9 protein-coding genes, 1 tRNA gene and 1 pseudogene are annotated in these 15,032 nt (G+C 61.0%); 3 read left to right on the top strand and 8 right to left on the bottom strand.

All coding sequences use genetic code 11. From position 1 onward, the window contains the following. Nucleotides 1–330: 330 nt before the first annotated feature. The gene (locus tag CSQ95_RS15115; RefSeq protein WP_099410087.1) at nt 331–2,343 is read right to left on the bottom strand and encodes a S9 family peptidase; all 2,013 of its coding nucleotides are present in this window, start codon (nt 2,341–2,343) and stop codon (nt 331–333) included. 425 nt (nt 2,344–2,768) lie between these two features. Next, on the bottom strand, nt 2,769–4,019 hold the full coding sequence (locus tag CSQ95_RS15110; RefSeq protein ID WP_099410086.1) for an MFS transporter: 1,251 nt from the start codon (nt 4,017–4,019) through the stop codon (nt 2,769–2,771). A 59-nt stretch (nt 4,020–4,078) separates the two neighbouring features. Here CSQ95_RS15110 and CSQ95_RS15105 point away from each other — a divergent pair, with 59 nt between their 5' ends. Both CSQ95_RS15105 and CSQ95_RS15100 read left to right on the top strand, forming a co-directional pair. Then, nucleotides 4,079–5,074, top strand: coding sequence for an AraC family transcriptional regulator (locus tag CSQ95_RS15105; RefSeq protein WP_099410085.1), 996 nt, complete (start codon nt 4,079–4,081; stop codon nt 5,072–5,074). A gap of 122 nt (nt 5,075–5,196) precedes the next feature. Beyond that, nucleotides 5,197–5,385: pseudogene (locus tag CSQ95_RS15100) on the top strand (integrase core domain-containing protein); the annotation flags it as partial. A gap of 233 nt (nt 5,386–5,618) precedes the next feature. Here CSQ95_RS15100 and CSQ95_RS15095 read toward each other — a convergent pair. The 6 genes from CSQ95_RS15095 to CSQ95_RS15070 form a co-directional block, all read right to left on the bottom strand. Continuing rightward, nucleotides 5,619–6,059: a hypothetical protein gene (locus CSQ95_RS15095; protein ID WP_099410084.1), complete on the bottom strand. Its 441-nt coding sequence runs from the start codon at nt 6,057–6,059 to the stop codon at nt 5,619–5,621. Nucleotides 6,060–6,391: 332 nt separating this feature from the next. Then, nucleotides 6,392–6,468, bottom strand: a tRNA-Pro gene (locus CSQ95_RS15090). Between the two features lie 103 nt (nt 6,469–6,571). Then, nucleotides 6,572–7,186: a TetR/AcrR family transcriptional regulator gene (locus CSQ95_RS15085; protein WP_070219162.1), complete on the bottom strand. Its 615-nt coding sequence runs from the start codon at nt 7,184–7,186 to the stop codon at nt 6,572–6,574. A gap of 63 nt (nt 7,187–7,249) precedes the next feature. Continuing rightward, nucleotides 7,250–8,698 (bottom strand): AdeC/AdeK/OprM family multidrug efflux complex outer membrane factor, encoded by a 1,449-nt coding sequence (adeC, locus tag CSQ95_RS15080; RefSeq protein WP_070219161.1) that lies wholly within the window; start codon nt 8,696–8,698, stop codon nt 7,250–7,252. A 1-nt stretch (nt 8,699) separates the two neighbouring features. Then, nucleotides 8,700–11,864, bottom strand: a complete 3,165-nt coding sequence (locus CSQ95_RS15075; RefSeq protein ID WP_070219160.1) for an efflux RND transporter permease subunit — start codon at nt 11,862–11,864, stop codon at nt 8,700–8,702. 15 nt (nt 11,865–11,879) lie between these two features. Continuing rightward, nucleotides 11,880–13,094 carry an efflux RND transporter periplasmic adaptor subunit gene (locus tag CSQ95_RS15070; RefSeq protein WP_099410083.1) on the bottom strand — a complete coding sequence of 405 codons (1,215 nt, stop codon included), beginning with the start codon at nt 13,092–13,094 and terminating at the stop codon, nt 11,880–11,882. 419 nt (nt 13,095–13,513) lie between these two features. On the opposite strand from CSQ95_RS15070, the gene CSQ95_RS15065 reads away from it, so the two are divergent. Further along, nucleotides 13,514–15,028 (top strand): ATPase domain-containing protein, encoded by a 1,515-nt coding sequence (locus tag CSQ95_RS15065; RefSeq protein WP_099410082.1) that lies wholly within the window; start codon nt 13,514–13,516, stop codon nt 15,026–15,028. Nucleotides 15,029–15,032 lie beyond the last annotated feature (4 nt).

The following is a 15,032-nucleotide window of genomic DNA, read 5'->3' as shown; positions in this document are numbered from 1 at the left end:
CAGCGCCGGCTGGGTACGCCCGCTATCGATGCTCAAATTGCGGTAGAAGGCCAGCGTGATGGTCAAGCCGTTCGAGCGCAGCAGTTTGACGCCCAGCCCCGCCGCCCGGTTGCCCGTCTGCTGCGGCACCGTGCGGATCACGTACACGGGGCCGTCCGCCGCCAGGCCGGCATACGCCAGGCGCACATCGCCGGCGGCCGGGAACTGGCGGCGGTATTCGAGCCGAGCGCGCCGATGCGCGAACACACACGCCGTTGGTGCGGAAACCGGCATCATGCTGGCGCAAGGCCGCCTGGCGCATGTCCAGCAAGCCACGCCACCTTAGCAGCTTTACCGCATCGCCTCCAGCAAGCCCGGCGCAAACTCGGCGCCATGCTTGACCTGCGCGGTGGACGCCTTCAGGGTGGCGCCGATCGGCTCGGCGCGGCCCGCCAGGCATTGCCCCAGGAAGTTTTCCGTCACGGCATTAAAGGCGATGTTGTTGACGGGCCGCGCAAAGCCATGGCCCTCATCGGGGAACAGCACATAGGTGACGGGAATATTCTTCGCCGCCATGGCCGCCACGATCTGGTCCGATTCAGCCATGTTGACTCTCGGGTCGTTGGCGCCCTGGCCGATCAGCAGCGGGCGCTGGATATTCTGCGCAAAGTTCAGCGGCGAGCGCTCCTTGAGCAGCGCCCTGCCCTCTTCCGTAGTCGGGTCGCCCATGCGCTTGTAGAACTGCTGCTTGCCCGCTTCCCAGTAAGGTGGGATGGTTTGCAGCAAGGTAAACAGGTTCGACGGGCCGACGATGTCGACGCCGCAGGCAAACGTCGTCGGCGTGAACGCCATGCCGGCCAGGGTGGCGTAGCCGCCGTAGGAGCCGCCCATGATGGCCACCTTGTCGGCGCTCGTCACGCCGCTTTTCACCGCCCATTGCACCGCATCGAGCAAGTCGTCATGCATCTTGCGGCCCCACTGCAAGTCGCCGGCCGAAATGAACTGCTTGCCGAAGCCCGTCGAGCCCCGGAAGTTCACCGACAGCACGGCATAGCCGCGGTTGGCCAGCCACTGGTGGTAACCGTTGTAGCCATAGGTGTCGCGCGCCCACGGGCCGCCGTGCACCAGCAGCACCATCGGCACCGCCTGCGTGGCCTTGCCGCCGGCGCCCGCCTTCGACGCCTGCGGCAGGGTCAGGTAAGACACGAGGTTCAGACCGTCGCGCGCCTTGATTTGCTGCGGATACATGGGCACCAGCGGCGCGCCTTCCAGTTCCGGACGCGTCACGTACAGCCGCGTGAGCTTTTTGGTCTTGCGCTCGTACAGCCAGCTCGATGGGGGCGCCGTGACGGCATCGACACTCACCAGCCATTTATCGTCGGCATCGGTGCGCGAGGTCACCGTGAACTGGCCCTGGGTATTTTTCTTCAGGAACTCCAGGTCGGCTTTCAGGTCGTCCGCCAGCGGTAAATACTCCTGCTGCAGGTAATTGACCGTATAGGCCTGCACCCGGCCCGTGCGCGTGTCGTACAGCGCATCGGCGATGTCGGCGCGCGGATCTTGCGCCATGACCGTGGTCTTGCCGCTGGCCACGTCCTGCGCCAGCAGCGCCGAGGTATTGCGGCCGCGCGAATCGGTCCAGTACAAGGTCTTGCCGTCGACCGTAAACGCCAGCGGCGCCGTCGTCTGCGAGTCTTCCAGACCGACTTCGGTCAGCGGCGTGCTCTCGACCTTGCCGTCCGTCAGGCGAAAATACTGCATGCCGCCATCGGCACGCGCCTTGCTGGCCATACGCAGATTGAGCAATTCATCGGCCAGGTAGCCGCCATAGCCATCGTTCTGCTGCACCAGGGTCAGCTTGCCGCTGGCCAGGTCCAGGCTGTACACGTCGTGCCAGCGCGCATCGCGGTTATTGATGCCGACGAGGATGCGGTCCTTGACCTTGCTGCTGATCTGGACGATGCGCACGCGCGTCTTCTCGAACGGCGTGTAATTGACCTGCTTGCCGGTCGCCACGTTCACGCCGTACAGCAGGAAATTCTCGTCGCCGCCCTTGTCCTGGATGAACAGCAGGGTTGTCGAATCGGGCGACCAGAAGCTGCTGCGGATGGGCCGCACCTTTTCTTCCGTCAGCGGCCGCGCCTGCGCCAGATCGCCGGCCGGCGCCACCCACACATTGAGCACGCCATCGCGCGGCGCGATCCACGACAGCCACCGTCCATCGGGGCTGAGCTTGCCACCGGACTTGCTGGGATTGCCGAACAGCTTGGTGCGTTCGATCAGCGGCGTTTCCTTGACAGGGGCTTGGGCATGCGCCGGCAGGGCGCTGGCGAACAACAGGGCAGGCAGGACATAGCGAATCATGGACACCTCATGGTTGTGGGATGAAGGAAAACATAATCATGGTGCATGTGCTCGCAAATCATAGGTCAAAGCCGTACTGCCAGGTTGATGACAGCGACAGGGGACGAAAATCGGGGCACAGGATGGTGGAAAGGAGGGATGAACTGCATAGCAGATGATGCATGCCCGCATGGCGACGGCGGACAGAAAAGAAAAAGGCCAATCCGGTGGCGCAATCGGTGCGGGTCTGCAACCAGGAACGACCGCATACGGCCCTGAAGTGCAAAACGCCCGATACAGTGCATCGGGCGTTTCCAGTAATAAGTACTGTCAATCTATTTTAGGACTGGGCATTTTCATCATACCAAACATACTGAAGTGACGATTAATGGGAAAATTTTCGGCTGACGTAAGCCCAATATGGAAAATTCGGATGTGGCTTGCGTTCAACCGTGCAGCACTGGGGCAGCGGTCGCCCCGTGCTGCGGCAGTTCCACGCGAACTTTTAAAGCGATAACGAGAGCGGCGAACAGCATCACAACGCCAGCAATAATGAAAACGCCTGTCACTCCACCAAAGCCGAACATAATGCCACCCAATGCAGCGCCGGCAGCTATTGAAGATTGCACCGCAGCGACGACCATGCCGCCTGCTGTCTCCGCTTGATCCGGGACAGCACGGGCTACCCAGTTGGACCAGGCGACAGGTACGCCGCCGAACGCCAGGCCCCACAGAGCGACCAAAAACATCAGACCTGTTCCTTGGATTGGCAGCAGGATCATGCCGAATGCCGCCAAGCCCACCAGCGCAGGCATGAGCACTAAAGTGGCACGCAGGCTACGCTCCATTAGCCAGCCGGCCAGCAGCGTGCCAACGAAGTTGGCGACACCAAAACCCAGGAGCATCAGAGACAAACCATTTACATCTATATGGACAACGCTTTCAAGAGCGGGGCGAATATAGGTGAACAATGCATATTGCCCGGTATGGGCCAGTACGCAGCCCAACATCCCGATCCCGATCCCCGGGCGACGGAGCAATCGCAGTACCGATGTGGTGCGCGTCATCGTGCGCGGCGCCATACGGGGCAGCGTGAACAATTGAAACAAAAGTGTTAGCCCTCCGACAGCCGCGGCTGCTATAAATGCACTGCGCCAGCCATATATCCCCCCTAAGTAGCTGCCCAACGGTACGGAAACGACCGTCCCGATGGCGATGCCGCTGAATATGATGGATAGCGCTCGCGGCACCAGCTTTGCCGGCACCAGACGCATGGCCACGGCTGCCGCCATGCTCCAGAAGCCTCCTAACGCGACACCCAGAAGAATGCGCATCACCAACAATACTGTCAAGCTTGAGGACAACGCCACCAGCAAGTTGGAGGCGATCATCAGCACCGTGAAAGCCAACAAGACGACACGCCGGTCAAAATTACGCGTTAGAACTGGCACCAACAGCCCGGCGAACATGGCCACTACGGCCGTCACCGTCACTGCCTGACCAGCGAGTGCCTCCGATACGCCAAGATCGAAGGCCATCGGGGTCAGTAGACTGGCTGGCAGGTACTCCGCCGTCAGTAAACCGAAAACGCCCATGGCCAGTGAAAACACTGCCATCCATGCTGCTGTCGCTGGCTCTAGAACAGACACATCGTTCGCGTTGGGCGTTTGCTCGGTAGCAAAAACATCGTTGTTCATCTCTGAAATCCCTAAAACAATCGGAGTCGAAAGTCTAGAGGTAAAATCCAGGATGATCTATGATGGCAAGTCCGGATGTTTTGATCGAAACACCTAAAATGAGCAAGCAAAATCAAATTTTTCCATTATCTAATCTCGTCAGTGAACTATTGACAGGCATGCGCCTGCGTGGAGTCCAGTACCGGCGTATTCAGACCGGTCCAGCTTTCGGCATAGGCTTTGAAGACAAGCCAGGCCACGCCTACTTCCACTTCCTCGCTGTTGGCACTGCTTTCCTGTGTACCGATGATGGTGAGTTGCATAAGCTGTCCGCCGGTAGCGCGGTGTTCATGCCTCACGGCAGGAGACATCAGCTTCTATCGGATACGGGTATTGCATTTCAGGACATCGAAAAGTTCGATACCGCGCCCCTGGGTGAATCCGTTAGCGGAGTAGACACATGTCCCAGTACGCACCCCGTGCCCAGTGCAGTTATTTTTTACGGCTGCATGGAATTCGATCTCGGCGGGATGCAAGGGATCGGCAAGCTGATGCCAACTGTCATGGTGGCTGACACGCAAGCGCAAGGCTATCCCGGGTTGCTGCCTGTTCTTGATTCAATGAAGCGTGAAATCTGTGCCGGCCGTATTGGCTTTGCAGGCATTCTGGCTCGCCTGGCGGAGGTCGCGGCAGCAATGATCGTGCGCGGCTGGATTGAATGCGGTTGTGAAAACGCTTCCGGTCTCCTCGCCGCCTTGCGTGATCCGCGCCTTGCTCGTGCCATATTGGCGCTGCACCGCCAGCCTGGTCGAGAATGGACAGTTGCGCAGTTGGCTGCGGAGTGCCATATCTCTCGCTCTGTTTTCGCACGACGCTTTGAAACCACCATCGGAGTGCCGCCCCTGCGCTATGCCACGGAATTGAGAATGCGCCTTGCGAGACAATTGCTCACTCACGAAAGAGTGTCCATCGACGTCGTCGCCCGACGCCTTGGCTATACATCGCAAGCCGCGTTCAGTCGTGCTTTTAAGCGCGTCATCGGCAAGCCGCCGGGTGCCTGTCGGCAAATGCTTTGAGGAGAATAGCTGAGGGAAGCGCTGATCAATCCATTTTTCAGCGACATTGGCGCGCGAAGTGGCCGGACAGCACGTCGATCAAGCGCATTTCTGGACTGGACGATTTGACCAGGATCATCGCGCAACAGAATGCTTATGTCGAGCCCCATAACCGCACGGTGCGTTACGACTGGTTGGCCCATTATTTGTTTGAAACGCTCGAGGATATCCAGGATTTTGCAACCCGCTGGCTGTGGACTTGCAATCACGACCGGCCGAACATGGCACTTGGCGCCATCACGCCAAAACAGAAGCTTGCCATGGCCGCTTAAGCTCTACTTTTAACGCGCTCAAAAAATAGGGGGGTTACCATCCATGCCTGCGAAGGGAAATGGCCGAATAGACGGCACACCTCTTCGGGAATGAGGTCGTCGCCAAATAATCGTAGCGACGCTTCACATCTGTTGATGAAGCCCATCTGTCTCCCTGTTCACGACTGACCGCTTGTGGCCGGAGGCTGCTTAAAAGGCGTCACCTAAGCATAGCGGACGCGCAGCGTCTCACTTTACAAGCGCTCGTCGTTAGAACCATGGATCGAAGTACTCGGGAGCAGAAGCCTTGCCTCCCTAATTGGCGCACCAAACCGTAACACGGCGCCTGACGTTGACAGCACCAACACCAAGCCGCCCTTGATTGTTATTTGATCAAATGGATTGGATTGATCCGAAACAAACGTCCAAACAGGTTCATGATTTTGCAGCGATTCCAAAACGACTACGCCGATCGAGCCGTGTTCCGCAGCCTCTCCGCACTTAACTATGTACTGTCCGCCATACAACTCTTCTTGCGCCAGAATCGCGACATTGAGCCAACCGCCAAGTTCCTGTTTTTCACGTACTCTGGCCATTCTGGTTGCGTGCACGTCGTAGAGATCACCATTGCTGCACAGGAGGCCATTGCAGCTTCGCACCTCCTGGTTCTTCCACTTTGTTGCCATCACTGTCATTGATTCCATAATTAGAAATGGGCAACTGCATGCCCTGAATTAAACAATCGCTATTCTATCGAGCGGCTGCTCTTGCAGTAGTTAGCGTCGCTGAAAGTAGCCCGGGGAAATTCGACGCAAAATCGACTTGCGTTCAGAATCGTTGAAGACGATTGTGTTCTTGCCCGTAAAGGCAGGCAAGCAGCAGCGCATGCCTGTTCAACGGACATCGGCATGCTGCAACGAAAATCATACGTCACGTAAACGGAAAAACCCAGCACCGACATTATACAAACGTATAATATACAGTACTGGGTTTTTATACAGCTTGCGCTGTAACTCCTTGAATCTAATGGTCGGGGCGAGAAGATTCGAACTTCCGACCCCATGCACCCCATGCATGTACGCTACCAGGCTGCGCTACGCCCCGACGAGGTGGGAATTATAGCAGACGCTTTTAGGTTTTTGCCATGCTTTTGCGCGCGATTCATGTCGATCTGCGCAAACTTTTTTGCATGGGCAGCTCAAGCGCACTATTCGCTCAGCAGCAGCGCCGTCAGGACGATGCGAAAGCCCGCGATCAGCGGTTCGACCTTCACGTCCGGATGGTGAATGAAGCGCACGGGTAAGCCCTGATACAGCGCCACCAGGGCATCGAGGCGCCCCTGCAGCATTTCCTCGTCCGCCGGCAAGCCGCGCTTGATGCGCGCGTCGCGGATGATGGAGAGAAATAACTGGCGCGAACGCCGGTCCGAGCATTGCAGCATTTCCGCGATCGCCGGATTGCGCGACGCTTCGGCAAAGATTTCCAGGGGCATCATCCACGTGGTCGGATCCAGCGCTTCGAGCACATGCTCGCCCGCATTGTCGATCACGGCCTGCAGCGGGTCTTCGCGCTGCGCCAGGTCCTGCATCAGGTTCGACACCCGCTCCGTATTCTGCATGACGAAGGCGGCGATGATCGCATCCTTGCTGTCAAAATAATTATAGATGTGGCCCGCGCTCATGCCGGCCGCCTTGGATATCTCGGCCATGCTGGCGCCGTGGAAACCGCGGCGGCTGAAGCAGCTTTCGGCCGCATCGAGCACCTGCTTGCGCCGCGTGTTGGCGCGCTCGGGGTCCGGATGCTTCTTTTCAACTTGGTTCATGACTTTTCCAGTAGCGCGCCGGCCCTGCCCTTGCGGGCAAGGCCGGCGTCGGCGTCCCCGTGATTATTGGGCGCCGCCAGCCGCCGCGACGGCTGTCTGCTCAGGCTGCCAACCGCCGCCCAGCACCTTGTACAAGGTGACCAGGTTGGTCGATTTGGCCAGGCGCGCCGTGATCAGGCTTTGCTGCGCCGTGTACAGCGCGCGCTGGGCCACCAGCGCGTTCAGGTAGGACTCGGCGCCCTGCTTGTAGCGCGCATCGTGGATGGTATAGCTCTTCGTCGACGCCTCGACCAGCGAGACCTGCGATTGCAGGCGCTCGTCGATGGTGCCGCGCTGGGCCAGCGCATCGGACACTTCGCGGAAGGCGACCTGGATCGCCTTTTCGTATTGCGCCACGGAGATTTCACGCTGTACCTTGGCGATATCGAGGTTGGCGCGGTTCACGCCGCCATCGAAGATCGGCAAGCTGATCTGCGGCAAGAAACTCCACGTGCCGCTGCCCGCCTTGAACAGGCCCGACAGGTTGTCGCTGACCGAACCGGCCGTGGCCGTCAGCGAAATGCGCGGGAAGAAAGCCGCGCGCGCCGCGCCGATGTTGGCGTTGGCGGCGCGCAAGGTGCGCTCCGCCGCCAGCACGTCGGGACGGCGTTGCAGCACGTCCGACGGCACGCCGGACGGAATGTCCGTCAGCGCCGTCACGGTGCCGAACTCGGCCGGCGGCAACAGGTCGGCCGGCACGGGGCCGCCCACCAGCAAGACCAGCGCGTTCTGGTCCAGCGCCACCTGGCTCGTGTAGACAGCCACGTCGGAACGGGCCGACTCGACGCTGGTCTGGGCATCGTACTTGTCCAGGCCCGAGGTGGCGCCCGCGCTGAAGCGGCGCACGGCCAGGTCATACGACGACTGCTGGCTCTTCAGGGTGTCCTGCGCCACGCGCAGACGCTGCTGGTCGGCCACCAGGTTCAGATAGGTGCTGGCCACTTCGGCCACCAGGCTGATCTGTTGTGCACGGCGTGCTTCTTCCGTGCCCAGGTACTGTTCCAGCGCGCTGTCGGACAGGCTGCGCACGCGGCCGAAGAAGTCCAGCTCGTAGGCCGACACGCCCAGGTTCGCCGTGTACTGGCGGTTGATGGACGCTTCGCCCGTCGGGCTGGCATTTTTCGAAATGCGCGTGGCCGACTGGCCGCCCGATGCCGACAGGGTCGGGATCAGGGCGGCGCGTTCGATGCCGTAGGTGGCGCGCGCCTTCTCGATGTTCAGGATCGAGACGCGCAGGTCGCGGTTGTTGGCCAGCGCCAGTTCCAGTACCTGGCGCAGGCGCGCATCGGCAAAGAACTCGCGCCAGGCGACGTCCGCCACCGGCTTGGCGTCGGCGGCGGCCGTGTCGGCCTTGTAGGAAGGGCCCGTCGGCCACGCCGTCGGCGCCGGCGCTGCCGGACGCTCGTACGTGGGAGCCAGGCTGCAACCGGCCAGCAAGGCCAGCGCCGCCATGGAGAGTAGTGATTTTTTCATATTAATGTGCATCCTTGGAAAGCGTGACGGCTGGCGAGCCAGGCGTCGCCGGCGTGGCGGGCGCGTCCGGCTTCGAGAAGAAGCCGCGCACCAGCACGAAGAACACCGGCACGAAGAAGATACCGAGGAACGTGGCCGTCAACATACCGCCCAGCACGCCGATACCGATGGCGTTCTGGCTGCCGGAACCGGCGCCGCTGGAAATGGCCAGCGGCAGCACGCCCAGGCCGAAGGCAATCGAGGTCATCAGAATCGGACGCAGACGCAGACGCACCGCGTGCAAGGTCGCGTCCAGCAGCGACATGCCCGATTCCTGCATTTCCTTGGCAAATTCCACGATCAGAATCGCGTTCTTCGCCGACAGACCCACCACCGTGAGCAAGCCCACCTGGAAGTACACGTCGTTCGACAGGCCGAACAGCCAGGTGCCGAGCACGGCGCCGATCACGCCCAGCGGCACGACCAGCAGCACCGAGAACGGAATCGACCAGCTTTCATACAGCGCAGCCAGGCACAGGAAGACGATCAGCAGCGACAACGCGTACAGCTGCGGCGTCTGCGAACCGGATTCGCGCTCTTCCAGCGACACGCCGGTCCAGCTGAAGCCGATGCCAGGCGGCAGCTTGGCCACCATCTCTTCCATCGCGTTCATGGCGGCGCCCGTGCTCTGGCCCGGTGCCGGCGTACCGAGGATCTCTACCGACGGCAAGCCGTTGTAGCGTTCCAGGCGTGGCGACGCGTAAATCCACTTGCCGGTGGCAAAGGCGGAGAACGGCACCATCTGGCCAGCCGTGTTGCGCACGAACCACTTGTTCAAGTCTTCCGGCAGCATGCGCGATTCGGCATTACCTTGCATGAACACTTTCTTCACGCGGCCACGGTCGAGGAAGTCGTTCACATACGAGCTACCCCAGCCCACGCTCAGCACGCGGTTGATTTCCGAGATCTGCAAGCCCAGCGCGGTGGCTTTCTGCTGGTCGATGTCGATCTTGTATTGCGGCGTATCTTCCTGGCCGTTCGGGCGCACGCCCACCATGGCCGGGTTTTGCGACGCCATGCCCAGCAACTGGTTACGCGCCGCCATCAGGGCGTCATGGCCGACACCGCCGATATCCTGCAGCTGCATGTCGAAACCGGTGGCGTTACCCAGTTCCAGCACGGCAGGCGGGGCGAACGTAAACACCATCGCATCCTTGATCTGCAACAACTTGCCCATGGCGCGACCGGCCACGGCCGGCGCTTTTTGCGCCACGTCCTTGCGCAGCGACCAGTCTTTCAGGCGCACGAAGGCGATACCCGTATTCTGGCCGTTACCGCCGAAGCTGAAACCGGCGACGGCAAACACGGAAGCGACGTTGTCTTTCTCGCTGTTCATGAAGTGGTCTTCGACCTGTTCGATCACTTTCAGGGTGCGCTCTTGCGTGGCGCCCGTCGGCAATTGAATCTGCGTAAACAGGATGCCCTGGTCTTCTTCCGGCAGGAAGGAGGTCGGCAGGCGCATGAAGATGAACACCAGGCCAGCCAGCAGCAGCACGTACAGCAGCATCGAGCGGAAACGGTGCGTGATCATGGCGCCGACCCAGCCCTGGTATTTATTGCTGCTGCGGTCGAAGCTGCGGTTGAACCAGCCGAAGAAACCCTTGTTCGTCGCGTGATGGCCCTTCTCTACCGGTTTCAACAGGGTGGCGCACAAGGCTGGCGTAAACACCAGCGCGACGACGACGGACAGCACCATCGACGACACGATCGTGATCGAGAACTGGCGGTAAATCACGCCCGTGGAACCGCCGAAGAAGGCCATCGGCACGAACACGGCGGACAGCACCATGGCGATACCGACCAGCGCGCCCGTGATCTGCGTCATGGACTTGCGCGTCGCTTCCAGCGGCGACAAGCCCTCTTCGCTCATCACGCGCTCGACGTTTTCCACCACCACGATCGCATCGTCGACCAAGAGACCGATGGCCAGCACCATGGCGAACATGGTCAGGGTATTGATCGAATAGCCGAAGGCGTTCAGGATGCCGAAGGTACCGAGCAGCACGACCGGCACGGCCATGGTCGGAATCAGCGTGGCGCGGAAGTTTTGCAGGAACAGATACATCACGAGGAACACCAGGATGACCGCTTCGACCAGGGTCTTGACCACTTCCTCGATCGACAGTTTCACGAACGGGGTGGTGTCGAACGCCACCTGGTAGCTCATGCCTTCAGGGAATTGCTTGCTCAGGTTGCCCAGCATGGCTTTCGCCGCATTGGCCGTATCGAGCGCGTTGGCGCCCGTCGCCAGCTTGATCGCCACGCCGGTGGCCGCATGGCCGTTGTAGCGGGCCACGGTGTTGTAGTTCTCGCGGCCCAGTTCCATGCTGGCCACGTCCTTCAGGTACACCATGGCACCGTTGGTCGTGGTTTTCAGCAAGATGGCGCCGAACTGCTCCACCGTTTGCAAACGGCTTTGCGCCGACACGGTCGCGTTCAGCTGCTGGCCCTTGACGGACGGCGTGCCGCCCAGTTCACCGGCCGACACTTCCGCATTCTGCGCCTGCACGGCCGTGATCACGTCCGCCGGGGTCAGGTTGAAACTTTGCAGCTTGGCCGGGTCGAGCCAGATACGCATGGCGTACTGCGAACCGAACAGGGTCACGTCGCCCACGCCGGCAACACGGCTCAGCGGATCGACGACGTTGGCGGCCACATAGTCGCTCAAGTCGGTCTGGTCCATCTTGCCGTTTTCGGAAATGAAGCCGAACACCATCAGGAAGTTCTTCGTGGCTTTCGACACGACAAGACCCTGTTGCGTGACAGCCGTCGGCAGCAGTGGCGTGGCCAGCTGCAGCTTGTTCTGTACCTGCACCTGGGCGATGTCGGGATTGGTGCCGCTGGTAAACGTCAAGGTGATGCTGATGCCGCCAGTCGCATCGCTCGACGAGGACATGTAGCGCAAGCCGTCGATACCCTTCATCTTTTGTTCGATGACCTGGGTGACCGCATCTTCCACGGTCTTGGCGGAGGCGCCAGGGTAGGAGCCGCTGATCGAAATCGACGGCGGAGCGATGCTCGGGTACTGCGCGATCGGCAGGCTGAGGATCGAAATCACGCCGGCAAGCATGATGACGATCGCGACCACCCAGGCAAAAATCGGGCGGTCAATGAAAAAACGGGCCATTAATATTCTCCTGAATTAGTGGGCGCTGGCAGCCGATGCGGCGGCAGAAGCGGCAGCGGCGGGCGCAGGAGCAGCTTCGGCCTTGGCTGGCACGGCAACGGCTGGCGCGCCTGGCTTGACTTTTTGCAAGCCTTCCACGATCACGCGGTCGCCTGCGGCCAGGCCGGACGTCACCAGCCAGTTGGTGCCGACGGTGCCGCTGGTGGTCAGCACGCGCTGCTCGACCTTGTTTTCCTTGTTCAGGATCATGGCGGTGGCCTGGCCCTTCTGGTTGCGCGTCACGCCCACTTGCGGCACGGTAATGGCTTTCTCATCGACGCCCGTTTCCAGCTGCGCACGCACGTACATACCTGGCAGCAATTCACCTTTCGGGTTCGGGAACAGCGCGCGCAAGATCACGTTGCCGGTGGTCGGATCGACCGTCACGCCGGCAAACTGCAGCTTGCCCGATGCGCCGTACTTGCTGCCGTCCGGCAGAATCAAGTCGACCTTGGCCTGGCCTTCGCCCACTTTCTTCAGCGAGCCGTCGGCCATCTGGCGCTTCAGGCGCAGCAGGTCGGTGCTCGACTGGGTTACGTCGACATAGATCGGGTCGAGTTGCTGCACGGTGGTCAGCGCTTCGGCCTGGCCTGCCGTCACCAGCGCGCCGGCCGTCACGCTCGAACGGCTGGTGCGGCCGCTGATCGGCGCCGTCACGGTGCTGTAGCGCAGGTTGATGTTCGCCGATTCCAGCGCCGCAGTGGCGGACTCGACGTCTGCCTTCGCTTGCTCGAACGCGGCGACGGCATCATCGTACTCTTGACGGCTGACGCCTTCGATGGCCACCAGCTCCTTGTAGCGCGATGCTTTCGGACCGGCCGTCAGCAGGTTGGCCTTGGCTTTCGACAGGGCGGCCTTGGCCGAATTGGCGGCGGCTTGGTAAGTAGCGGAATCGATCTGATACAGGGCGGTGCCCGCTTTCACATCGCTCCCCTCGACGAACAGGCGCTTCTGGATCAAACCGCCCACTTGCGGGCGCACATCGGCGACCTGGTAGGCATTCGTGCGGCCGGGCAATTCGGCGCTCATCGGCAACGCGGCCGGATTAACAGTAAACACGACCACCTGCGGCGCTTGCTGCGCGTGAGGTGCTTCCTGTTTTTTACTGCAGCCGGCCATGATTACAGTGGCGCACAGAACGGCAATAGCGCCGCTCGTACGCGGCGACGTCAGGGAAAAGGTTGGTTGCATCTTGGACTTTCTGAAAAAGAAGCTGGCTAGTGTCGTTAGAAATGACTAAATTTATTAACGCAGATCAAAGAATGAACGATCATTCTAAAATCGTCAAGCAGCGTTACAATTGAAACAAAGTAACCTTTAAGCGTTTTTAGTTGCTAATGATGCAATTAAATGACGACAACAACAGCAGGCGCACACCAGCAGGATCGATCGGAATACGGGCTGGCGGCGGCAAAACGGCAAAGCGGGAGAGTTGGATTGAGTGAATACTTTAGCAGGGTCAAGATTTCTTTGCTGAACCTGCCAACAAGTGTGCAACACTACCGGCCCCCGCTGGCATGGCGGCGTGATTATTTACCAATGGTATCGAAAAGACATGCCACGGCGGACGCGCTAATATATTGACCACAGCGTGGCGAAGCGAGGACGCGATGACGACAGCACAGGCGCAAGGAACGGCGCAAGACGATGGCGCAGGCGGCTTGGGCGCGCCGCCACTGCTGTCGACGGGCATCCCCGGTCTCGACACCATACTGACGGGCGGCCTGCTGCCCGAGCGCCTGTACCTGCTCGAAGGCGTGCCAGGCACAGGCAAGACCACCCTGGCGCTGCAGTTTCTGGCCGAAGGGGCGCGCAACGGCACGCCCGTGCTGTATATCGCCCTGGCCGAATCGGAAATCGAGCTGCGCGGCGCCGCCCTGTCGCACGGCTGGGACCTGGCCGGCATCGCCATCGAAGAAGTGGCGCCCAGCGACGATATACTCGACCCCGAGCGCCAGTACACGATCTTCCACCCGTCGGAAATCGAACTGGCCTCGACCAACCAGCGCATCCTGGCCGCCATCGAAAAGCACCGCCCGGCCCGCCTCGTGCTCGATTCGCTGTCCGAACTGCAGTTGCTCGCGGAAAACCCTTTGCGCTATCGGCGCCAGGTCGTGGCGTTGAAACAATACCTGGCCAGCCGGCACTGCACCACCGTGCTGATCGACGACCGCTCCGCGCTGGACGACGGCTTGCAAGTGCGTAGCGTGGCCCATTGCGTGATCTCGCTGGAGCTGCAAAACCAGGACTATGGCAATGACCGCCGCCGCGTGCGGGTGGTGAAATACCGGGGCGTGGCGTTTCGCAGCGGCACGCACGACTACAAGATCGCCCGTGACGGCCTGGTCGTCTATCCCCGTCTGGTGGCGGCCGACACACGCCGCGATGGCGGCCATCGGCGCCTGTCGAGCGGCGTGCCCGAACTCGACGCCATGATAGGCGGCGGCCTGGAAGAAGGTATGAGCACGCTCCTTTCCGGCCCCGCCGGCAGCGGCAAGTCCACCCTGGCGGCGCAATTCGTACACGCGGCAACAACGCGCGGCGAACCGTGCGCCATGTTCCTGTTCGAGGAAGCGCGCAGCAAGCTCGTGAACCGGGCCGACAGCGTGGGCATGCGCCTGCAGGAGGCGCTCGACACGGGTTTGCTGAGCGCACAGCAGATCGATCCGGCCGAGATGACACCGGGCGAATTCGCCCAGGCCGTGGTCGACGCGGCGCAGCGGGGCGCCAGGGTGATCGTCATCGATAGCCTGAATGGCTACATGCATGCCGTGCCCGATGAACGCTTCCAGAGCACCTACCTGCATGAACTGCTCAATTACCTGAGCCGGCACGGCGTGGCCACCCTGCTCGTCGGCGTGCAGCAAAACATGCTGGGCACCTCGATGACGACGGCGGCCGACGCCAGCTACCTGGCCGACAGCGTCATCATGCTGCGCTACTACGAAACGGAAGGCGAGGTGCGGCAAGCCATTTCCGTCTTCAAGAAACGCGACAGCGCGCACGAGCGCACCATCCGCCGTTTCGAGATCAGCCCGCAGGGCATCCGCATCGGCCCGGCCCTGGCCGGCTTTCACGGCATCCTGTCGGGCTTGCCCACCATCGGCGGCACGCCTTTCCCTTAGGACT

Origin of the sequence: Janthinobacterium sp. BJB304 (genome assembly GCF_002735765.1) — a bacterium.
Classification (GTDB): Bacteria; Pseudomonadota; Gammaproteobacteria; order Burkholderiales; family Burkholderiaceae_D; genus Janthinobacterium.
This window is presented reverse-complemented; position numbering and strand designations above follow the sequence as displayed.